This window comes from Streptomyces sp. NPDC058683, assembly GCF_042716195.1.
GTDB lineage: Bacteria > Actinomycetota > Actinomycetes > Streptomycetales > Streptomycetaceae > Streptomyces.
Genome location: NZ_JBHXSK010000101.1, coordinates 1 through 19,706 on the forward strand (window position 1 = coordinate 1; position 19,706 = coordinate 19,706).

At 68.2% G+C, this 19,706-nt stretch carries 19 protein-coding genes; 5 read left to right on the top strand and 14 right to left on the bottom strand.

Annotation, left to right across the window (positions count from 1 at the left end; genetic code table 11):
• Window positions 1-65: 65 nt before the first annotated feature.
• The 6 genes from ACFWXC_RS51995 to ACFWXC_RS52020 all read right to left on the bottom strand — a co-directional run bounded on the left by ACFWXC_RS51995 (window position 66) and on the right by ACFWXC_RS52020 (window position 6,380).
• Window positions 66-1,718 carry a DoxX family protein gene (locus tag ACFWXC_RS51995; RefSeq protein WP_384491195.1) on the bottom strand — a complete coding sequence of 551 codons (1,653 nt, stop codon included), beginning with the start codon at window positions 1,716-1,718 and terminating at the stop codon, window positions 66-68.
• Between the two features lie 150 nt (window positions 1,719-1,868).
• Window positions 1,869-2,810 (bottom strand): 23S rRNA (guanosine(2251)-2'-O)-methyltransferase RlmB, encoded by a 942-nt coding sequence (gene rlmB / locus ACFWXC_RS52000; protein ID WP_384491197.1) that lies wholly within the window; start codon window positions 2,808-2,810, stop codon window positions 1,869-1,871.
• Between the two features lie 98 nt (window positions 2,811-2,908).
• Entirely contained in the window at window positions 2,909-4,306 is a 1,398-nt protein-coding gene (gene cysS, locus ACFWXC_RS52005) for a cysteine--tRNA ligase (RefSeq protein WP_384491199.1), read from the bottom strand.
• Between the two features lie 88 nt (window positions 4,307-4,394).
• Entirely contained in the window at window positions 4,395-4,889 is a 495-nt protein-coding gene (gene ispF, locus ACFWXC_RS52010) for a 2-C-methyl-D-erythritol 2,4-cyclodiphosphate synthase (protein WP_384491201.1), read from the bottom strand.
• Entirely contained in the window at window positions 4,879-5,631 is a 753-nt protein-coding gene (gene ispD / locus ACFWXC_RS52015; RefSeq protein WP_384491203.1) for a 2-C-methyl-D-erythritol 4-phosphate cytidylyltransferase, read from the bottom strand. The genes ispF and ispD overlap by 11 nt, the downstream gene beginning before the upstream one ends.
• Window positions 5,632-5,897: 266 nt before the next feature.
• A complete protein-coding gene (locus tag ACFWXC_RS52020) occupies window positions 5,898-6,380 on the bottom strand; it encodes a CarD family transcriptional regulator (protein ID WP_003953493.1) in 483 nt (160 codons plus the stop codon).
• 602 nt (window positions 6,381-6,982) lie between these two features.
• Here ACFWXC_RS52020 and ACFWXC_RS52025 point away from each other — a divergent pair.
• On the top strand, window positions 6,983-7,648 hold the full coding sequence (locus tag ACFWXC_RS52025; protein WP_384491205.1) for a DUF461 domain-containing protein: 666 nt from the start codon (window positions 6,983-6,985) through the stop codon (window positions 7,646-7,648).
• Between the two features lie 245 nt (window positions 7,649-7,893).
• On the opposite strand, the gene ACFWXC_RS52030 is transcribed toward ACFWXC_RS52025, so the two are convergent.
• Both ACFWXC_RS52030 and ACFWXC_RS52035 read right to left on the bottom strand, forming a co-directional pair.
• The gene (locus tag ACFWXC_RS52030; RefSeq protein WP_010358452.1) at window positions 7,894-8,574 is read right to left on the bottom strand and encodes a response regulator transcription factor; all 681 of its coding nucleotides are present in this window, start codon (window positions 8,572-8,574) and stop codon (window positions 7,894-7,896) included.
• Window positions 8,571-9,833 carry a sensor histidine kinase gene (locus ACFWXC_RS52035; RefSeq protein ID WP_384491207.1) on the bottom strand — a complete coding sequence of 421 codons (1,263 nt, stop codon included), beginning with the start codon at window positions 9,831-9,833 and terminating at the stop codon, window positions 8,571-8,573. Before ACFWXC_RS52035 ends, ACFWXC_RS52030 begins: the two co-directional genes overlap by 4 nt.
• A 223-nt stretch (window positions 9,834-10,056) precedes the next feature.
• Between ACFWXC_RS52035 and phoU the strand changes: the two genes are divergently transcribed.
• Both phoU and ACFWXC_RS52045 read left to right on the top strand, forming a co-directional pair.
• Entirely contained in the window at window positions 10,057-10,746 is a 690-nt protein-coding gene (gene phoU, locus ACFWXC_RS52040) for a phosphate signaling complex protein PhoU (RefSeq protein ID WP_384491209.1), read from the top strand.
• A 192-nt stretch (window positions 10,747-10,938) separates the two neighbouring features.
• Window positions 10,939-11,094: a hypothetical protein gene (locus ACFWXC_RS52045; protein WP_351746889.1), complete on the top strand. Its 156-nt coding sequence runs from the start codon at window positions 10,939-10,941 to the stop codon at window positions 11,092-11,094.
• A gap of 147 nt (window positions 11,095-11,241) precedes the next feature.
• On the opposite strand, the gene ACFWXC_RS52050 is transcribed toward ACFWXC_RS52045, so the two are convergent.
• Both ACFWXC_RS52050 and ACFWXC_RS52055 read right to left on the bottom strand, forming a co-directional pair.
• Window positions 11,242-12,219: an alpha/beta fold hydrolase gene (locus ACFWXC_RS52050; RefSeq protein ID WP_384491211.1), complete on the bottom strand. Its 978-nt coding sequence runs from the start codon at window positions 12,217-12,219 to the stop codon at window positions 11,242-11,244.
• 262 nt (window positions 12,220-12,481) lie between these two features.
• Complete coding sequence (locus ACFWXC_RS52055; RefSeq protein WP_384491213.1) at window positions 12,482-13,435, bottom strand: hypothetical protein; 954 nt, start codon at window positions 13,433-13,435, stop codon at window positions 12,482-12,484.
• Between the two features lie 323 nt (window positions 13,436-13,758).
• On the opposite strand from ACFWXC_RS52055, the gene ACFWXC_RS52060 reads away from it, so the two are divergent.
• Window positions 13,759-14,280, top strand: a complete 522-nt coding sequence (locus tag ACFWXC_RS52060; protein WP_384491215.1) for a hypothetical protein — start codon at window positions 13,759-13,761, stop codon at window positions 14,278-14,280.
• Between the two features lie 298 nt (window positions 14,281-14,578).
• Here ACFWXC_RS52060 and ACFWXC_RS52065 read toward each other — a convergent pair whose 3' ends face one another.
• From ACFWXC_RS52065 to ACFWXC_RS52080, 4 genes are all read right to left on the bottom strand, one after another.
• Entirely contained in the window at window positions 14,579-15,001 is a 423-nt protein-coding gene (locus tag ACFWXC_RS52065; RefSeq protein WP_384491217.1) for a PIN domain nuclease, read from the bottom strand.
• Window positions 14,998-15,213, bottom strand: a complete 216-nt coding sequence (locus ACFWXC_RS52070) for a type II toxin-antitoxin system VapB family antitoxin (protein ID WP_384491219.1) — start codon at window positions 15,211-15,213, stop codon at window positions 14,998-15,000. Before ACFWXC_RS52070 ends, ACFWXC_RS52065 begins: the two co-directional genes overlap by 4 nt.
• Before the next feature lie 83 nt (window positions 15,214-15,296).
• The gene (locus tag ACFWXC_RS52075) at window positions 15,297-16,070 is read right to left on the bottom strand and encodes a tetratricopeptide repeat protein (protein WP_384491221.1); all 774 of its coding nucleotides are present in this window, start codon (window positions 16,068-16,070) and stop codon (window positions 15,297-15,299) included.
• A 491-nt stretch (window positions 16,071-16,561) separates the two neighbouring features.
• Complete coding sequence (locus ACFWXC_RS52080) at window positions 16,562-17,026, bottom strand: hypothetical protein (protein ID WP_384491223.1); 465 nt, start codon at window positions 17,024-17,026, stop codon at window positions 16,562-16,564.
• Window positions 17,027-17,751: 725 nt separating this feature from the next.
• On the opposite strand from ACFWXC_RS52080, the gene ACFWXC_RS52085 reads away from it, so the two are divergent.
• A complete protein-coding gene (locus tag ACFWXC_RS52085; RefSeq protein WP_384491225.1) occupies window positions 17,752-19,560 on the top strand; it encodes an ATP-binding protein in 1,809 nt (602 codons plus the stop codon).
• Window positions 19,561-19,706 lie beyond the last annotated feature (146 nt).

The following is a 19,706-nucleotide window of genomic DNA, read 5'->3' on the forward strand; positions in this document are numbered from 1 at the left end:
TGCTCCGTGTGGGGGGGCCCCCCCCCCGGTTGGGGGGGGCCCCCCCTCACCATGAGGTGGCCGTCCTAGCCCAGCAGGCCGCCCACCAGGCCCGGCTGGCCCGAGGACGTCGAGCCGCCGCCGGTGCTGCCGGTGCCGCTGCCCGTGCCGCCCGTCGAGGACGTGCCGCCGGTCGCGGTGCCGCCCGAGGTCGGGCCGGCCGTGGTCGGTGCGGGAGCCGTGTGCTGGGGCGGGGCCTGGCCTGTGGTGCCCTGGGTCTGGCTGGGGGTCGTGGTGGTGGCACCGCTCGTGGTGCGTTCGGCGCCCGGGGTGGTCGCCGCCTGCGACGGGCTCGCCGTGGCGCCGCCCGAGGGGGCCGTGGAGGCCGACGGGGTCTGCTTCCGGTGCTTGGCCGTCTCGCCCGGCAGCGGGGAGCCCGGGAGGTTGTTGCGGGGGGCCTCGCCGGGACCGGGGACGACCACGCGGCTGGAGTCGCGGACCGCGCCGCCCAGGAGGGAGCCGACGAGGAGGGTGAGGCCGATGGTGATGGCGGTGATCAGGGCGCCGCGGCGGAGCACGTAGGCGCGCAGGTCCCAGATGTCGGAGTGCGGGCCCAGGCGTCGCCAGGCGCTGCCCGCGAGGCGGCCGTCGACGGAGTAGACGGGGGCGCCGGCGATGATCAGCGGGGACCAGGCGGCGAGATAGATGATGTCGGGGGCGTCGTACGCGGGGACGGTCTTCCAGCTGACGGTGACGATGAGCGCGGCGGAGAGCAGGGCGCCGACGACCGCGGCGACCCGCTGCCAGCAGCCGAGGACGGTCAGGACGCCGACGATCACCTGGAAGAAGGCGATGACCAGGCCGGAGCCGACCGGGTGCTGGAGGGCGAACTGACGCAGCGGCTCGGCGACGTCCCAGGGGTGCAGCGTGTTGAGCCAGGTGACCATGGAGCCGCGCTTGCCGCCGTCGAAGTAGACGGGGTCGCACAGCTTGCCCATGCCGGCGTAGATGGAGATGAAGCCGAGGAAGATCCGGAGCGGGAGCAGGACCACGCCCAGGTTCATCCGGCGGCCGGGATAGTAGGCGTGCCGGGCCGGGTCGTCGCCGTGCCGTCTGGTCGACGACGGCTCCTCGAAGTCCTCGAACTCGTCGTCGGCGTAGGCCGGTTCGCCGTAGGACGGTTCGTCGTAGGCGCTGCCCGTGGTCCGCATGGGCGGCAGCAGCCGGGTCTCGCCCGAGGCCGGGGAGCGCGGATGGCCCACCATCGGGGTCTCGACGGTCCGTTCGAGGTCGTCGTAGCCGTCGCCGACGCGCGGGATGACCTGGGTCGCGCCGGCCGGTTCGACGGATTCCTCGGCGTACCGGACGCTGCCGCCGCGGACGGCCTGGAGCAGCCGGTGGGCTCCGGTGTCGTCGGGCGCGGACTTGCCGCTCCACACGACCGGGCGGCGACGGCCGCTCGCCGCCCCCGCTCTGCCCGCCGTGCCGGCGACCGGAATGCGCGCGGTGTCCTCGGTGGCGCTCAGGTGCCGTGCGACCCCGGGGGATTGGGCACGCCGTGTCGATACGCCCAACTGCACGCGGAAACTCGCGTGGTTGACGATGACCTGCGCCGGATCGCTCGGCACCTTCACCATGCTCAGCGCGGGAGCGTCGTCGGGCCCGGAAGTGAATCCGGAGCGGAATCCCGGCGAGCGGTCCCCCGTGGGTGTGCGGGGTGTTCTGGTGTCCACACTCATCTAACCGAGTGACGTGGAGTTAGGACACTGCTTTGACCGCCCTGAAGTGTCCGGACCCCGTCAAGGATGCGCAGGACGCCGGAATTACCCCGTGCGGGTGAGGTTACGGACGCTTGTCCAGCCCCGGCGGCGCGCCGCCGGGCACCGCCGTCAGGCCCGCTGCCGGGCCGCCTCGTACAGCACGATCCCGGCCGCCACACCGGCGTTGAGCGACTCGGCGCCGCCCGGCATCGGGATCCGCACCCGGTAGTCGCAGGTCTCGCCGACCAGCCGGGACAGGCCCTTGCCCTCGCTGCCCACGACGATGACGACGGGTCCGGAGAGCGCCTCCAGGTCACCGACCTCGTGCTCGCCGTCGGCGGCCAGACCGATGATCACGATGCCGGCCTTCTTGTACGCCTCCAGGGCCCGGGTGAGGTTCGTGGCACGGGCCACCGGCGTACGGGCCGCCGCACCGGCCGACGTCTTCCAGGCGCCCGCGGTCATACCGGCCGCGCGCCGCTCGGGAACGACCACGCCGTGGCCGCCGAAGGCGGAGACGGAACGGACGACCGCGCCGAGGTTGCGCGGGTCGGTGACCCCGTCCAGGGCGACGATCAGCGGGTCCACGCCCTCGTCGTACGCGGCCTCCGCCAGGTCCTCGGGGTGCGCGTACTCGTACGGCGGGACCTGGAGGACCAGACCCTGGTGGTTGAGGCCGTTCGTCATCCGGTCCAGCTCGGGGCGCGGCGCCTCCATGAGGTTGATGCCACCGCGCTCGGCGACGAGCTGGAGGGCCTCGCGGACCCGCTCGTCGTTGTCGATGAACTGCTGGACGTAGAGGGTCGACGCCGGAACGCCCTCGCGCAGTGCCTCGACGACCGGGTTGCGGCCGACGACCAGCTCGGAGGTGCCCTTGCCGCCCCGGCCGCGCGGCGCGGGTCGGCGTACCGTCTGCTTCGTCTTGGCGTTGGCGATGCGGTTCTTCTTGTGTCCCTTGCGCATCTCGGCGGGCGGGGTCGGACCCTTGCCCTCCAGGCCCCGGCGCCGCTGGCCGCCACTGCCGATCTGCGCGCCCTTCTTGCCGGACATGCGGCGGTTGTTGGCTGCCATGGGTTACCCGTCTCCGTAAGCTTCGTTTCGTACGTACGTCTTATGCAGTGTGCCGCCCGGGGGGCCGGGCGGCACAGTCGATCTTGATTGACCGGTGGTCAGGACTTGAGGGTCCAGCGCGGACCCTGGGGGCTGTCCTCGATCGCCAGACCGGACTGGTTCAGCTGGTCGCGGATGGCGTCGGCGGTCGCCCAGTCCTTGCGGCCGCGCGCGGACTCGCGCTGGTCGAGGACGAGTCGTACGAGACTGTCGACGACCCCGTGCAGGTCCTCGCCCTTCTCGGCCTCACCGGTCCAGTGTGCGGCGAGCGGGTCGAGGCCGAGGACGCCGAGCATGGCACGGACCTCGGCGAGGCGGGCGACGGCGGCTTCCTTGTCGTCGGCGGCCAGCGCGCTGTTGCCCTGCCGGACGGTGGTGTGCACGACGGCCAGCGCCTGCGGGACGCCCAGGTCGTCGTCCATCGCCTCGGCGAAGGCCGGCGGGACCTCGGTCGAGGGCTCGACGGCTCCCCCGGCCAGTTCCACCACGCGCTGCACGAATCCCTCGATCCGGGCGAACGCGGCCTCGGCCTCGCGCAGCGACTCCTCGCTGTACTCGATCATCGAGCGGTAGTGCGGGGTGCCGAGGTAGTACCGGAGCACGATCGGGCGCCACGCCTTGACCATCTCGGAGACGAGGACCGAGTTCCCGAGGGACTTCGACATCTTCTCGCCGCTCATGGTGACCCAGGCGTTGTGCACCCAGTACTGGGCGAAGTCGTCGCCGTAGGCCTTGGCCTGGGCGATCTCGTTCTCGTGGTGCGGGAAGATCAGGTCGAGGCCGCCGCCGTGGATGTCGAAGGCCTCGCCGAGGTACTTGTGGGCCATCGCCGAGCACTCCAGGTGCCAGCCGGGCCGGCCGCGACCCCACGGCGTCTCCCAGCTGGGCTCGCCCGGCTTCACGGCCTTCCACAGCGCGAAGTCCCGCTGGTCCCGCTTGCCGGTCTCGCCCTCGCCCTCCGGCTGGCGGAGGTTGTCCAGCTCCTGGTTGGAGAGCTGGAGGTAGTCCGGGTAGGAGCGCACGTCGAAGTAGACGTTGCCTTCGGCCTCGTAGGCGTGTCCGCGCTCGATCAGCCCGCGCATCATCTCGATCATCTCCGGTACGTGCCCGGTCGCGCGGGGCTCGTACGTCGGCGGGAGGCAGCCGAGCGCGGTGTAGCCGTCGTTGAACGCGCGCTCGTTCTCGTAGCCGATCGCCCACCAGGGGCGGCCCTGGTCGGCGGACTTGGCGATGATCTTGTCGTCGATGTCCGTGACGTTGCGGATGAACGTCACGGCATAGCCGCGGTATTCGAACCAGCGGCGCATGATGTCGAAGTTGAGGCCGGAGCGGATATGGCCGATGTGCGGTGCCGCCTGCACGGTGGCACCACAGAGGTAGATCGAGACACAGCCCGGTGCGAGCGGGGCGAAGTCACGGATCTGCCGGGCGTTGGTGTCGTACAGGCGAATCGTCACGGGACCTAGGGTAGTGGGCCGACGGTAGTGGGTGGGACCGGTATGTACAGCGCCGTGGTCAGGTGCGGATACGCCGTGGTAGGACCGCTCACGCCTGTTTGACGACCAACGCCGTTGCCACAGCCATAAGGCCTTCTCCTCTACCGGGAAATCCGAGACCGTCCGTCGTAGCCCCCGAAACCGAAACCGGTGCTCCGGCCGCGTCCGAAAGGATCTTCTCCGCCTCGTCCCGGCGCTTGCCGATCTTCGGGCGCGGGCCTACGACCTGTACGGCGATGTTCCCGATCAGGAATCCGGCGTCGCGGACGATCCGGGCCGCCTCCGTCAACAGCGTGACGCCCGACGCGCCCGACCACTGCGGGCGCCCCGTGCCGAAGTGCCGGCCGAGGTCGCCCAGGCCCGCCGCCGAGAACAGCGCGTTGCACGCGGCGTGCGCGACGACGTCCGCGTCGGAGTGGCCGGCCAGGCCCGGGCCCTCGCCCTCCCACTTCAGGCCGGCGCACCACAGCTCGCGGCCCTCCTCGAAGGCGTGGATGTCGGTGCCGATGCCGACCCGGGGCAGGAGCGGCTGGTCAGAAGCCATCGTTGAGCCTCCTGCGGGCCAGGACCGCTTCCGCGAGGACCAGGTCGAGGGGGCGGGTGACCTTGAAGGCCTCCTCGTGGCCGGGGACGACCACGACCCGTTCGCCGAGCTGTTCGACCATGCTGGCGTCGTCGGTGACGTTGTCGGTGACCGTCTCGTGGGCACGGACCAGCGTCGTACGGTCGAAGCCCTGGGGGGTCTGGACCGCGCGCAGGCGGGCGCGGTCCGGCGTGGCGAGGACCGGCTCGGGGTCGCCCGGGACCGTCGCCGGCTCGACCTCCTTGACCGTGTCGGCGAGGGGCAGGGCGGGGACGACCGCGGGTGCGCCGTCGCGGACCGCCTGGATCACGGCGTCGACGGTGTCGACGGGGACCAGCGGGCGGGCCGCGTCGTGGACGAGGACGATGTCGTAGTCGGGGGGCAGCGCGTCCAGGCCGAGCTTGACCGACTCCTGGCGGGACTCGCCGCCGGGGACGACGAGGAAATCGGTGCGCTCGGGCAGCGCATGCGCGTCGAGGAGGGACTTGACCTCGGGCGCGCCGTCGGACGGGGCCACGACGACGACCAGGGAGACCGCGCGGGAGGCGGCCAGCGCGCGCACGGCATGGATGAGCATGGGCGTGCCGTTCAGCGCGCGCAGCGCCTTGGGGGCGCCCGGACCGAGCCGTACGCCCCTGCCGGCGGCGGGAATCACGGCGGCGGTACGCAGTTCCGTACGCGAAGGACGCGAATCGTCAGACATCGGTTCCTGTCAGGTTTGTGTGCGGGCCTGGCGTGGGTATGGCCTGGGAAGTGCCGGGCGCGACGCCTTGACCGGACCCTTCCGTGACACTGGTCGAGCCAGCAGCCCGGGCCCGGCACGCCTAGTATCGGGGGTCTCCGCCGGGGGCGGGGTTCCGAGTGCGCGAGTTCCGGGCACGGACATGCCGCAGCGCCCGGCGACAGAGTGTGTCATCGGGCACCGCGGCATTCAGTGTGCGGAGTTTCGGTGTGCCGAGCTGGATCGCGTCAGGACGCGAGGACCTCGTCAAGCAGGGCCTCGGCCTTGTCCTCGTTCGTGTTCTCCGCGAGGGCGAGCTCGCTCACCAGGATCTGGCGGGCCTTGGCGAGCATCCGCTTCTCACCGGCGGAAAGTCCGCGCTCGCGCTCACGACGCCACAGGTCACGCACGACTTCCGCGACCTTGATGACATCGCCGGAGGCGAGCTTCTCCAGGTTTGCCTTGTAACGACGGGACCAGTTCGTGGGCTCCTCGGCGTACGGCGCGCGCAGCACCTCGAAGACCCGGTCCAGTCCGTCCTGACCGACCACATCACGCACGCCGACGAACTCCGCATTGTCCGCTGGCACACGTACCGTCAGGTCACCCTGGGCGACCTTCAGCACCAAGTAGGTCTTGTCCACGCCTTTGATCTGGCGAGTTTCGATAGCCTCGATCAGCGCGGCCCCGTGATGGGGATAGACCACGGTGTCGCCAACCTTGAACGTCATGTGACAGGTACCCCTTCCGTGGCTATCCAGGGTAACACGGAAACCGGCGGTTCTGAATGGCGTTTTCGCAGGTCAGGGCATATCTCGGGGCTTGACAACAGCAACAGGAACGTGCTTCGCGAGCCGTCCGGAAGCAGGTATTCGCAGGTCGGAGCGGCTCTTCGGGCGAGGTGAAACGCGTACGTTACACACCTCCGGACACCCGCCCAAGTGGCCGAACGTCCCCATATGTCCACTTCCAAGCGTACGACTTCCGCTACTCCGTTCGACTGGCGATGTCGGATCGGAGACGTTTCCGGAATTGATCACAGGCATCCGACCGAACGGTACGTGATCAATTTCCCCGGCCGTCGTGCATTCCTTCACGTAAATTTTGCGCGCGGTGTTGCGAGCGAGTTATGTGAATGCCTGACGAGCGCCCCCCAAAGTGACCGGAGAGTCACTTGTGGAGTCCTGGGGGTACCGCCGCTCGAGAGAAGCGAGGGGCTTGGGGAGGGTCGGGTGCGGCCACGCGGGAACGGCTCGGTAACCTAAGGCCGCTGACAGACACTTAGGGCGGCTTTATAGGGGGCCGCCCGCGCGTTCAAGGAGTAGCCGCCGCCGTGAGCAGCAGCCTTCGACGCGGCGCCCTCGCCGCCTCCGCCATCGCCTTCTCCGTCGCCTCGCTCGCCGCATGTGGTGCCGGCAACAACTCCCAGACGCTGGAGATCAAGCCGGACAACGCCGCGACGAGTGTGGGTGACATCAAGGTCCAGAACGCGACCGTGATCACCCAGCCCGACCTCACCTCGACCGGCCCGGCCGTGGTCTCCGCGACCATCTTCAACACCGGCACCGAGCCGCAGACGCTCCAGTCGATCGTCGTCGCCGGCACCGCCAAGACCGCCGAACTGCACGGCACCAAGTCCCAGCCGCTGACCATCCCGGGCGGCGGCCGGCTGATCCTGGGCGGCAAGGGCAACGCCTCCGCGGTGCTGGGCAGCAGCCGCGAGGCGGTCAAGGACGGCAACGCGCAGAAGGTCACGTTCACCTTCAGCACGACGGGTGACGTGAGCCTGCGCGCGTTCGTCGTGCCCGCCGAGAGCTTCTTCACGGGCTGGGGCCCGAGCGCGGTCCCGTCGCCCTCCGCGTCCGCCTCCTCCTCGGCCTCGACGTCCGGCTCCCCGGCGGCGGGCGCCACGGCGAGCGAGAGCGCCAACGGCAAGAACAAGGAGTCCGAGAGCGCCACCCCGAGCGACTCGGCGTCGGAGTCGGCGAACGAGGGCTGAGCGCTCGCACGGCCGTACGACCAACGCGAGAAGGGCGGTACCCCCGAGGGGGGCCGCCCTTCGCCGTACGGCAGCAACACAGCCGTCACCGCACGGCAACCGACTCTGCCGTCGTCACCGCACGGCGGGCTGTCCCGCGGTCATCTCCGCACGGCGGCCGGCCCCGCGGTCGTCACGGTGCGCCGGTCGTACGGTCGTGACCACGGCTCGGCTCGGCCGTACGGTCGCAGGACCAGGTCAGCGGTTTACGGCTCGAACTTGTAGCCGAGACCGCGGACCGTCACCAGGTAGCGCGGGGCGCCCGGGTCCGGCTCGATCTTGGCGCGCAGGCGCTTGACGTGGACGTCGAGGGTCTTGGTGTCACCGACGTAGTCGGCACCCCAGACCCGGTCGATGAGCTGCATACGGGTGAGGACGCGGCCGGCGTTGCGCAGCAGCATCTCCAGCAGGTCGAACTCCTTGAGCGGGAGGTCGACCTTGGAGCCGGAGACCGTCACCACGTGGCGGTCGACGTCCATACGGACCGGACCGGCCTCGAGGGCGGCCGGGGTGACCTCCTCCGGTTCCCCGCGACGGCGCAGGACGGCCCGGATACGGGCGACCAGCTCGCGGGAGGAGAAGGGCTTGGTCACATAGTCGTCGGCTCCTATTTCGAGCCCGACAACCTTGTCGATCTCGCTGTCCTTGGCCGTCACCATGATGACGGGGACGTTGGACCGGCCGCGCAGCTGGCGGCAGACCTCGGTGCCCGGCAGGCCGGGCAGCATCAGGTCGAGGAGGACGAGGTCGGCGCCGTTGCGCTCGAACTCGTCGAGTCCGTCGGGGCCCGTGGCCGCCACGGCGACCTCGAAGCCCTCCTTGCGGAGCATGTACGACAGGGCGTCGGAGAAGGACTCCTCGTCCTCGACGACGAGCACTCGGGTCACGGAAGGACCTCCGGGGCGGGAAGCGGTTCGTACGGGGATGACTCGCTGGTGGACCGATCGGCCTCGTCATCGAGGTCGGGGTCGGGGTGCTGCGAGGCGCGGTCGCGGGCCGCGCCCGCCTCCGGCAGCCTGACAGTGAATGTGGAGCCCTGGTTCTCGGCGCTCCACACCGTGACCTCCCCGCCGTGCGAGGCGACCACGTGCTTGACGATGGCGAGTCCGAGACCGGTGCCACCGGTGGCCCGCGAGCGGGCCGGGTCGACGCGGTAGAAGCGCTCGAAGATGCGCTCCTTGTCCTTGTCGGTGATGCCGATGCCCTGGTCGGTCACGGCAAGTTCGATCATGTCGCCGCCGGGTGCGCTGAGCCGGCGGGCGGCTATTCCGACCCGGGTACGGGCCGGCGAGTAGTTCACGGCGTTCTCGACGAGGTTGCCGAGAGCGGCGGCCAGCTGGCCGCGGTTGCCCCAGACGTGCAGGTCGGCGGTGCCGCCGGCAGCCATGGTGATCTGCTTGGTGCCGGCCTGGTGGCGGCACCGGTCGATCGCCTCGGCGACGAGTTCGTCCACTCGGACGGGCTCGGCGTCCTCCAGCGGATCGTCGTTCTGCACTCTCGACAGATCGATGAGCTCCTGGACCAGGTTGGTCAGGCGCGTGGCCTCGATCTGCATACGACCGGCGAAGCGCTGCACTGCCTCCGGATCGTCCGAGGCGTCCATGACGGCCTCGGAGAGGAGGGAGAGTGCGCCGACCGGGGTCTTGAGCTCGTGGCTGACATTCGCCACGAAGTCGCGTCGTACCGCCTCGATCCTACGGGCCTCGGTGAGGTCCTCGACGAGGAGCAGTACGAGCCGGGAGCCGAGGGGCGCCACCCGGGCGGAGACGGCGAGCGCCTCTCCGCGTCCGGTGCCGCGCCGGGGCAGGTCCAGCTCGACCTGGCGTATCTCGCCGTCGCGCCGGGTGTCCCGGGCCATCTGGAGCATCGGTTCGACGGCGAGCTTGCCGCCGCGCACCAGTCCGAGGGCGTACGCCGCCGAGCTCGCCTTGACCACGATGTCGCCCTCGTCGAGGACGACCGCTGAAGAGCGCAGCACGCTCAGTACGGTGTCCACGCCCGGGGGCAGCACGGGGTCGGTGTGCAGAGAAGTCCTGGTCGGTCGCTTCTGGTCGCGTTCGCTCCAGCGGAACGCCAGCATGGCGATGACACCGGTAAGCACCCCGGCGATCGCTGCCGCTGCGGCGACCGCCGCGTTCACGTCCATGCAAACAGGTTAAGCAGGGGGTACGACATCCCCACAGTCCGCGAGGTGTCAGCTCGAACACTCGTCGCCCAGAGTTCACCTTGGAGCCAGTATTGGTTCATTTGCGATGGCAGAAACGGACGCGCGGGGACCAGAACATGGGAGCGTGGGGTTCGCAGCTGGTTTCGGCCACGGCCCCCGGCCCCCGACCCCCACTGGAACAAACGTACGAGAGGGAACCCTGATGCGGGACGCGTACCACGAGGAACTCGACTCGATCGGCGACAGCCTGGTCGACATGGCCAGGCTGGTCGGATCGGCCATCGGGCGCGCCACGACGGCGATCCTCGACGGCGACCTGAAGCTGGCCGAGAGCGTCATCGAGGCCGACCAGAAGGTGGACGAGCTCCACCACGACCTGGAGGCGCGCGCGATAGCCCTGCTGGCCCGCCAGCAGCCGGTGGCCACGGATCTGCGGATCGTCGTCACCTCGCTGCGCATGTCCGCCGACCTGGAGCGCTCCGGTGACCTGGCGCAGCACGTGGCCAAGCTGGCCCGGCTGCGCTACCCGGAGCATGCGGTCCCTCACGACCTGCACGCGACCATCCTGGAGATGGGCCAGCTCGCACAGCGGCTGATGGCCAAGGCCGCCGAGGTCATCATCACCAAGGACGTCGACCTGGCGATGCAGCTGGAGCAGGACGACGACGAGATGGACCTGCTGCACCGCACGCTCTTCCAGCACCTGCTGGACGACAAGTGGAAGCACGGCATCGAGACCGCGGTCGACGTGACGCTGCTCGGCCGCTACTACGAGCGGTACGCCGACCACGCGGTCGCCGTCGCCAAGCGCGTGGTCTTCCTGGTCACCGGTGAGCACGCGGACGAGCTGCAGCCGGACATCCAGCCGGTGACGGGCGCCGAGGGAGTCTGACTCCGCCGGGTGGGCCTGACTCCGCCGGGTAGGCCTGACTCCGCCGGGTGGGCTTGGGCTCGCAAGGTGGTGCGGGGCGGGCGCTCGGGCGCCACTGTGCGCCGTTGATGCGCCCAGCGGAACAGGTATGGAATGGGCGGGGAACGGGCAAATGCACCACGCCCTACCTCTAGGGACCCCTAGGAGGGATCCATGGCCGAATCCCCCAGCACCACGCCCGACCCCACACAGCAGCGCGAGACCGAGCAGCCCGTCGAGATCAAGAACCTTCTGGTCATCGGCGCATGCGGATGCGGCTCGGGCTGTGGCTGCGGCTGCCAGTCGGGCAGCCCCTGCCAGTGCGGCTGAGCCACCCGACGTACCCGTAAGGGCCCCCGGCTTCGGTCGGGGGCCCTTTGCGTCGGCGGCGGGTCTTGGCAGGGGTGGGAGGAGCCGACGGTTGGAGTCGACGGTTGGAAGTCGGCTTGGAGCCGACGGCTGGAGTCGACGGGGCGGTCAGGAGGCCGGCAGGCCGGCGAGCCAGTCGACGAGCAGCCGGTTGATGTCGTCGGGCCGTTCCTGCTGGATCCAGTGCCCGCAGCCGTCGAGGAGATGCGAGGAGACCAGGCCGGGCAGGGTGACCGGGTACGCCTCGATGGCCTCGGCCAGCCAGGTCGTGGAGGCGTCGAGGCTGCCGCCGACGAACAGGGAGGGCTGGGTGATCGGGGCACCGTCGTAGGCGGCGAGGTCCTCCCAGTCGCGGTCCATGTTCCGGTACCGGTTGAGCGCACCGGTGAGCCCGGTGCGTTCGAACTCCCCGGCGTAGACGTCGAGATCCCGCTCACCGAGCCAGCCGGGCAGCCGGCCGACGGGAAACCGGTCCCTCAGGGTGCCTCCCGCACCGACGAAGTGCGGGTCGGGAGCGCCGGGTCCGGGCATGGTGTCGCCGGAGAAGGCGGCGTAGAACCCCGCGAGCCACCCCCGTACATCGGGCTCGATCTCCCCCTCGGCCCGCCCCGCCTCCTGGAAGTACGAGACGTAGAACTCCTCGCCCCCGCCACCACTGCCCATCCGCGCGAAGACGTCACTGGGGCGGGGCCCGCCGCGCGGGGCGTACGGCACGCTCAGCAACCCCACGGCCCGGAAGACCTCGGGCCTGAGCAGCGCGGAGTTCGCGGCGATGGTGGAGCCCCAGTCATGGCCGACGACCACGGCCGAGTCCTCGCCGAGCGCACGCACCACGGCGACGTTGTCCTCGACGAGCTCGCCCATCCGATAGGCGTCCGGGGCGACCGGCTTGCCGGAGCGCCCGTACCCCCGCACATCGATGGCGACGGCCCGGTATCCCGCCGCGGCGAGCACCGGCAACTGATGCCGCCAGGAGTACCAGCCCTCGGGAAACCCGTGCACGAGCAGCACGAGAGGCCCGGTCCCCTGCTCGACAAGATGAATCCGCCGTCCACCACCGGAAACAACCCGATGCGTACCCTCCATGACCCCTCCTCGGTCTCGGCCTCAGCGCCTCGGCGCCTCACCATGGATCATGCGAGCACCGAGCCGAGGACCACGACCGCGTTTGCCGATCCGGCAACTCCACGTAGCCCTCGTGGCCGACGACCACAACCTGGACGAGTACGGGATCGGCTCCTCCTCAGGAGAACGGCGGACCGCGCACCACTTTGGAAGCGCTCCGGAGCCGGTACGGGTGTCGGCTCCGGCGCGGAATGCATGACGGCTACTGGTTACTGCTTGCTGGTTACTTGACGTCGACGAAGTCGCCCGCGGCCGACACGGCGGGGGTGGTGGTCGTGCCGGCGAACGAGTAGCGCCAGTAGCCGTCGGCGGTCGCCTTGTAGGTCGTCCTGAGGTTGCCGTGGCTGTCCGTGGAGATGGTCTTGAGGGTCGTGTAGGTGCTGGTTCCCTTCTTGCGGAACTGCAGCTTGACCTTCTGCCCGGTGTAGCCGGCGTACTTGTGGGTCTCCCAGTTCGCCCGGGTGAGAGCGCCGGTGACGGTGAGGGTCTTGCCCTTCCTGACCGGCTCGGGCGCGGCGTTGGTGGTGAGCTTGGACAGGCGGCGGACCGTGGGAGAGGCCTGCCCGGCCAGCTCGGCGGTGCCGATCTTGCTCACGTCGGCAGGGTCCCCGGGCTTCTGCCCGTTGTAGGCGACCGCCCAGGCCACGGCGTGCCACTTCGCTCCGGCGTCGGCGTTGTTCAGGTCCGAGCGCGGGTAGATGTCGACCTTCCCCTTGCACGACATGCCGGTGACGACCTTCTCGTACGAGGACTCGGAGGAGGTCACGTCGCACGTCGCCGGCTGGTCGCCGTAGAGGTCGCTCGTCGGCTTGGTGACGGAGCCGCGGTAGAGGTCGAGGCCGACGAAGAAGTCCGGTGCCGAGACGTCCACGTTGGTGGCGGTGAGGTGGAAGCTGTAGGACACGTGCACGATGGCTTCCGTGCCGACGGACACCGCGGACTTGCCGCCGGCGACCTTCACCTTGGAGAAGGTGACGGCCAGCGGGTAGGGCTGCTTGGCGGTCGCGGTGGTGGCCGTGAAGGGGGTGCGCGCGCTGCCGTCGGCGGACGCGCCGCCGAGCTGCCAGGGCCGTACGGAAGCCGGGGCATCGGCGGCGGTGGCGACCGGAACGGCAACCCAGGTCAGCGCGGCGGCGCCGCAGGCGACGGCGAGGGCCGCGGTGGTGCGAATACGCATGCGTTCTCCGTGTCAGACGCGCCAGGACGACAGCGGCAAGCCGTCGTCCCCGGCGCAGGCAATCCATGGGCCGACCGGACCCGGTCGGCGTCGGTATGTGACTGAGACACGCCAACCTGCGGGAAGGTTGCGCTCGGGGCCGCGGACCGCCCCACGTCCCACCGCCCCCTGGCCGCTCCTTGGCCACATCGTGCAGGTAGCGTGACGCCTCCGCGGACCAGGTGAGCATGGAGTCCCGCAGCCCCGGGAGCGGCAGCACGTGTGCGGACCGTGGGCACGAGCCGCACGCCCCATGAGGTGGGCCGACATATCCGGGAGTCCTGATGGCGACCACGCGGCGTTCCGCCCACTTGCTCGGCTGCGCGCTGATCGCCGCATTGGCGACAGCCGGCTGCGACTCCGCTCCTCACGCGACCACTTCGGACGGTCGCTCTCCCCGGGCGGCAGCAGAGTCGCTCACAGCATCAACGGCCAACGCGACCCCTGACCCGTACGCACTTTCCGTGGTCAGCGCCCCGAAGATCGCCTCGGACGGCATCACCAGCCTGGCCAGCGGCACTTCGGCCAAGGGCAACGCCATCTACGAGATTCCCGGCGGGATCAGGGCGGGCAAGACTCTCGCGATCGCCGTCAACTGCCAAGGGGCGGGGCGTCTTACCGTGCGGGTGCAGCCGACGAAAGCCTCCTTTCTGACTCTGTGCGAGAAAGGGAAGGTGTCGCCGACCCTGAACGAGATCCAGATGAGCGAGAACCACTCCAGCGGCTCGCTCAGCTTCACCTCGGAGCCAAACGTCAAGTGGTCGTTCGCGGCCGGCTGGGACCCTCATCCGCCCGCGCGACGCTAGGACTTGCCGGGCTGCTGCTGTACGACAGCCGGCGCCACCTCATCGGTCCTGCTTCCGTCGCCTACGACGCACCCCTCCGGCGCCCGCGACGGCGACGGCGACGGCGACGGCGCCCGCGACGGCGACGGCGACGGGGAAAGCGCCGCTCACTGTCATGGGGAGTTGAGAGGCCAACGGCGTTAGAGGGAAGGGGCTCCGCTCTCGGCTCGGCAGGCTCACACGTCCAGCTCGGGGAGCGCTTCGCGAGGGCAGGGCCATCCGGCGAAGTACCCCCGCCTGCACCTGGCTCGCACCTGGCTCACTTGCCGGCTTCAGGGCCGTACCACTGGAGTGCCTGGCCGGTGACGGCGGCGATGCACTCGAAGTCCCGGTCGCGGTGCAGCAGAGTGAGCCCCTGCAATTCGGCCGTAGCGGCCACCACCAAATCGACGGCACCGGCGATGCGGTGCTGTCCGCGCTGAGTGAGAAGCTCCTGGACCCTCCAGGCGCGGTCGTAGGCGCGGTCGTCGACCGGCACCCAGCCGAAGAGCAGGCGCATGTCTTCGATGCCTTGTGCGCGGTCGGCAGGGGAACGCGCACTGAAGAAGAACTCCAGCTCGGTGATGGGGCAGGTGGCGATGAGCCCGGCGGCTGCCGCCTGGTCCCATCCGTACTGCTCGGCGTCGCCGCGAAGCAGTCGGGCGAGCGCACTGGTGTCGATCAGGTATTGCGCGGAGTTCACCGGCGGTAGTTCCTCTTGTCCTCGAAGAGGTCGAGGTCAAAGGCGCCTTCTTCCGCCGACGCCCGTAGGCGGGTGAGCGCCAGGGCTCGCCGTCGGTTCTCCAGCACCTCGCGCAGCGCGGTGTTCACCGTCTCCTTCTTGGTGCTGGTACCGAGGGCCTTGGCCACCTCCGCGACCAATTGATCATCGAGGTCGATCACGGTTCGGCTCATCAGCCATCTCCCTTGATATCATCGCAGCCATCTTTTATATCTTAGGCGATATGCGACGGGTTTGGGCTACCGGAGCAGGATGATCAGCTGCTCGACGTGCAGGCGATGGATCGCTGCCACTCGTTCGTTCGCCAGCCGCGCTCGCGGGCCATGGCGATGAGCGTTTCGGCTTCGGAGGAGCGGTCGGCCAGTTCGCCGGCGATGCGGATCTGCTCGTCGGTCATGCCGCGCTTCACCAGTTGGATCGCTTCGTGGATCCCGTCTCCGTTGCCGCGGTCGAGCATGGCCAGGAACCACCGCACGGCCTGGACCGGGTCCGGCACTGTTCCCAGACCGTCGCGGTACCAGCAAGCGGCGGCAAACATCGAACCCGCGTGGCCTCGCTCCGCGGCATGCAGGTACCAGCTCAGCGCTTCGGCGTCCTCATCGATCGCGGCAAGCCGGTCACCGAGTACGGCAGCAGCCTGTGTCACGCCCCCCTCGACTGCTTGGCGCAGCAGACGCAGGCACTGGTCGTGGTCTCTCACCCGAGCATCACCGGTGATGTGCATGCCCGCCAGGTTGAACGCGGCGTACGCGTCGCCGGCCTTCGCGGCCGCGGTGAAGAGGGCCTCGGCCTGGCCTGTGTCTGCCGCCACTCCGCGGCCGCTGCGGTAAAGGAAACCCAAGGTGCGCTGGGCCGCCGGATGTCCGGCCCGTGCCGCGGCTGTGGCGTAGGTCAGCACCATCGGCAGAGCCGAATCATCCACGAAGTCGAGCAGCGCTCCGGCCACCAGGGCCTGCGCGTCGACGTCCCCGGCATCGGCCAGAGCCTTCAGCGGCGCGATCCCCGTGAGCACCAGGTTCGCCGACTCCACGCTGCCTGCATTGGAACCAGCGATCCAAGCAGTGACAGCGGCCTTCCAATCTTCCCCAGCAGCAGTTTGCCGACCTCGCTCAATGAACTCGGCGGCTATATCGCCCGCTGGAGGGACGGGAACATCGCGCATAGTCAGACATCCTGCCGCACGACACGGACAAGGCCCCTTCCGGCGGAGAAACCGCAGGTAGGGGCCTTGGTCGTAGTGCGTTACTTCTTCTTGCCCTGGGTGTTGTCGGGGATCTTGGTGAGCTGGGTTTTTGCTGCTCAGGGGCGGTGGGCTCGCGCGCCTGGTGGTCGTCGTTGGTCGTCCTTGGCCACTGTCGAGCGACCTCGGACGGCCCAGGGACGGCCCAGACCTCGGCGTGCCTCCTCGATGGATGCTGCCCCTTTCCAGCGTGACCCCTCGCTGTTCCCCGCTCGATCTGGTGCGGTTGTGGTGCGGTCCTGTCGGCGTTCTGAAGCAGCGCAGAGACCTGTGCCCCTACCTCAAAGGTGCTGCTTCGCCGAGCTGACGAGTCGGCTGATGTCGTCACGGGTCCGCGCTCTCAGCTCGTCCAACTCAGCCCTGGCATCTGCTTTGGGGAGCTCCGTGATGTCCGCTAGGACGTCTTCCGCGGTCCGACTCAGCCGCCCGTCATCCGTCAGCATCTGCACCCGGAACAGGGCCTCCTGAGCGCTGGAGCGCAAGTCGTAGGCGCGAATACGCACTGCGTTGGGATCTTCTGGTGGCGACTGCTCATGCTCACAGAACCACAGATGGACCAGACAGCGGCGGTAGTTGACCAACGCGCCGGCGTAGGCGGAGTAGGCATCGAGACGCTCCTGCCGAAGCTTCTCGCGACGGCTGAACTGATGGCTCCTGTCGGTGGTGCGCTGCTGAAAAGCCAGAGTGATCCCCGACCCAAGTAGGGTCCCAAGAACGGCTATGGCGCTGGCAATGATGGACTCCACGCCCCAAGCTGATCACGCCTCGCCGCCGTGGGTGGGCTGCTGGCCTAACTTCGCTGCCAAGTCGGCAACACCCTCGGCATCACTTACACCGAGGGCATCGCCTTCTGATCCGTAGCTCTACAGAGATCGGTCATCAGCGGTCATACAGGCTGCCGGAAGGGTGCTAACGGGCACTGCCGTACGTCGTCGGTTGCTGTGGTTGCTGTACTTCGCTGCTGTACCGCAACCGGCCTCGCTGACTGACCTGCGGGAGGAGCGCTCGTGCGGACATGGGGTACATGCCCTGCCGAAGCCTGCCGTTCCCCGTGGCTCCCGGCTCGTTCTGGCACGGTTGTGGCACGGGGGAACATCTAGATACCAAGAGGGGCCGTGGCTCGAAGCCGGCTCGTTCTGAAGGACTCGACAAGCGCAGCCTGCGGTGGTCGCATGAGTCAGCTACACGAGAGGTGAACTTGTAGGTGAACTTGTAGATGAGCGTCTTCTCGCCGAGGCTGACCCCATGAGACTAACGCTCTGTGACGAGTGTAAGCGCCTTGTGGTGCTGTCGTGGATACGCTCCGTCGCTACGCTGCACCTTTGATGACGGAGCGTATCCACGACAGCCCGAGAACGGCAGACCCTTGGTCTTACTGTGACTGAAGTGTGACCTTCTGGCAAGGGGTAGGGGTCACCCAAGGAGGTTGTAGGTCTGGCAAACCTACAACCCTGCCTTGTAGGTTTTGCTCGTGGATACGGCCGAACTGACAACGATCATCGCTGACCTGCGTAGTGAGGGGAGCGACATAGCTGAGGTCGAGGTGAAGCTTGCCGCTGGGGGCTTCCCTCAGACACTCGCCCCCACGCTGTCTGCCTTCGCCAACACGCCCGGCGGCGGCACGCTCATCTTTGGGCTTGATGAGTCCGATAATTTCTCCTCCGTGGGTGTTTATGATGTTGCGGGCTGTAAGGCGGCTCTAGCGAATCTTGCGCGAAATGGCATGGAGCCGCCCCTAAATCCGATTTCCTGGAGCTTTGAATTCGAGGGTCGCGAAATAGTGGTGGCGCAGGTTGATGAGCTGTCCACCACGCTCAAGCCCTGCCGGGTAAAAGGAACTGGTAGATCCTATCTTCGCTCGTACGATGGCGATTACGAACTTTCCTCTCTAGAGGAACAAGCTTTTATTGCCAACCGTGATACGCCTCGCTTCGACCGAGAGGCGGTAACTGCAGCCACGGTCCACGATCTAGATCCATCGCTAGTATCCGCCTATGTAGAAACTTGCAAGACCTCCTCGGCCGCCCTGGAGCGCTTGCAGGATGCTGACGTCCTGTTTCGGACTGGAGTGGTCACTGAAAGGGGCGGCCCTCCTACGGTGGCGGGAATCCTAGCGCTCGGTATCTATCCGCAGCAATACTTTCCTAATCTAGTGATTCAGGCGAGCGTGGCGCCCGGGCCGGCTGACCCTGTGGGAACTCGCGCGGTGGATTCCAAGAGATTCGACGGACCAATTCCGCTGATTCTTGATCAGGCTTTGCGTTGGGTGCAGCGCAACACGCGAACGCGTGTCCGGTTCGGCCGCGACGGGCATGGACGTGATGAGCCAGAGTATCCGATTGAAGCCGTGCGCGAATTGCTCTCGAACGCTCTCATGCATCGCGACCTTGGGCCCTACGCGCTGGGTGAGGCGATCACGTTGAAGTTGGAGAGTAGCCAACTAATTTTGAGCAACCCCGGTGGGCTCTGGGGTCTAACCGTGGATCGTCTCGGTAAGACCGGAGTAACTTCCGCGCGTAACGGGTACCTAACTCGGATTTGCCAAAATGTTCGCTATTCGCGTGATCAGCGAGTGGTCGAAGCCATGGCGTCGGGGATTCCGACTGTTCTGAGAAGCCTCAAGGACGCCGGTATGGTGCCCCCGCAGTTTCATGACCAAGGTGTTCGATTCACGGTGCGCGTGCCAAATCACACCCTGCTGGCCTCCGAGGATCTGGCGTGGTTGGCTTCTCTGCAACCGGCGGCACCTCTGAGCGATATTCAAAGACACGCGGCGGTTGCTATGCGCCACGGGGTGCACTGGACAAATAAATCCCTGAGGGATGCGTTTCCCATGGATTCTTTGGATGCCAGGACAGCTCTAGCTGGGCTCGTGGACGCCGGTGTTGCTGAGGCTGTAGGTGAGCGCGGTGGTCGAGTCTATAAGCTATCTGAAACCCTTCTTCCAGAAGGCTCGCCAGGGCAGCAGAGGCTACCCATTGAGCCGGAACCGGCTTCCGAGGGAAATCCTTCAACGGTGTCGCGTGCGGAAATCTCGCCAAATGTCGCGAGAAGGGCGCCGGGGGCTCGGCGAGTAAATGCGGACAGTATTGCCGCACTTCTCTCAAGTGGCCCCGCGCCCATGAGTGTTATCCAGGAATCCACAGGGCTCTCCGAACGACAGGCTCTGTATGCGCTCCATCTACTAAAGGATGAGGGTCGCGTCATCCTGCAGGGAGGGCAAGGAGATAAGAACAGCAGGTGGGCGCTCATCTACGAGGGCGACAGCGGGAGTGACTGATGAGATCGTTGTGGGGATAGGGACTTAGTGACTTCACCCACCACTTTTCCTCAGCTCCCATCCCGTCTGCCGTCGGCCCACACACCGTGGAGCGGGCGTGGTTCATGGCGTCCAGGTGGAGCGCGCCACTGTACGAACGACCTGGA

Coding starts and splice junctions, on each gene's coding strand:
- ACFWXC_RS52020 (WP_003953493.1), bottom strand. CDS start 6,380: ATGACGTTCAAGGTTGGCGACACCGTGGTCTATCCCCATCACGGGGCC.
- ACFWXC_RS52070 (WP_384491219.1), bottom strand. CDS start 15,213: ATGAGCCGAACCGTGATCGACCTCGATGATCAATTGGTCGCGGAGGTG.
- ACFWXC_RS52055 (WP_384491213.1), bottom strand. CDS start 13,435: ATGCGTATTCGCACCACCGCGGCCCTCGCCGTCGCCTGCGGCGCCGCC.
- phoU (WP_384491209.1), top strand. CDS start 10,057: ATGCGGGACGCGTACCACGAGGAACTCGACTCGATCGGCGACAGCCTG.
- ispD (WP_384491203.1), bottom strand. CDS start 5,631: ATGTCTGACGATTCGCGTCCTTCGCGTACGGAACTGCGTACCGCCGCC.
- ACFWXC_RS52050 (WP_384491211.1), bottom strand. CDS start 12,219: ATGGAGGGTACGCATCGGGTTGTTTCCGGTGGTGGACGGCGGATTCAT.
- rlmB (WP_384491197.1), bottom strand. CDS start 2,810: ATGGCAGCCAACAACCGCCGCATGTCCGGCAAGAAGGGCGCGCAGATC.
- ispF (WP_384491201.1), bottom strand. CDS start 4,889: ATGGCTTCTGACCAGCCGCTCCTGCCCCGGGTCGGCATCGGCACCGAC.
- ACFWXC_RS52035 (WP_384491207.1), bottom strand. CDS start 9,833: ATGGACGTGAACGCGGCGGTCGCCGCAGCGGCAGCGATCGCCGGGGTG.
- ACFWXC_RS51995 (WP_384491195.1), bottom strand. CDS start 1,718: ATGAGTGTGGACACCAGAACACCCCGCACACCCACGGGGGACCGCTCG.
- ACFWXC_RS52045 (WP_351746889.1), top strand. CDS start 10,939: ATGGCCGAATCCCCCAGCACCACGCCCGACCCCACACAGCAGCGCGAG.
- ACFWXC_RS52060 (WP_384491215.1), top strand. CDS start 13,759: ATGGCGACCACGCGGCGTTCCGCCCACTTGCTCGGCTGCGCGCTGATC.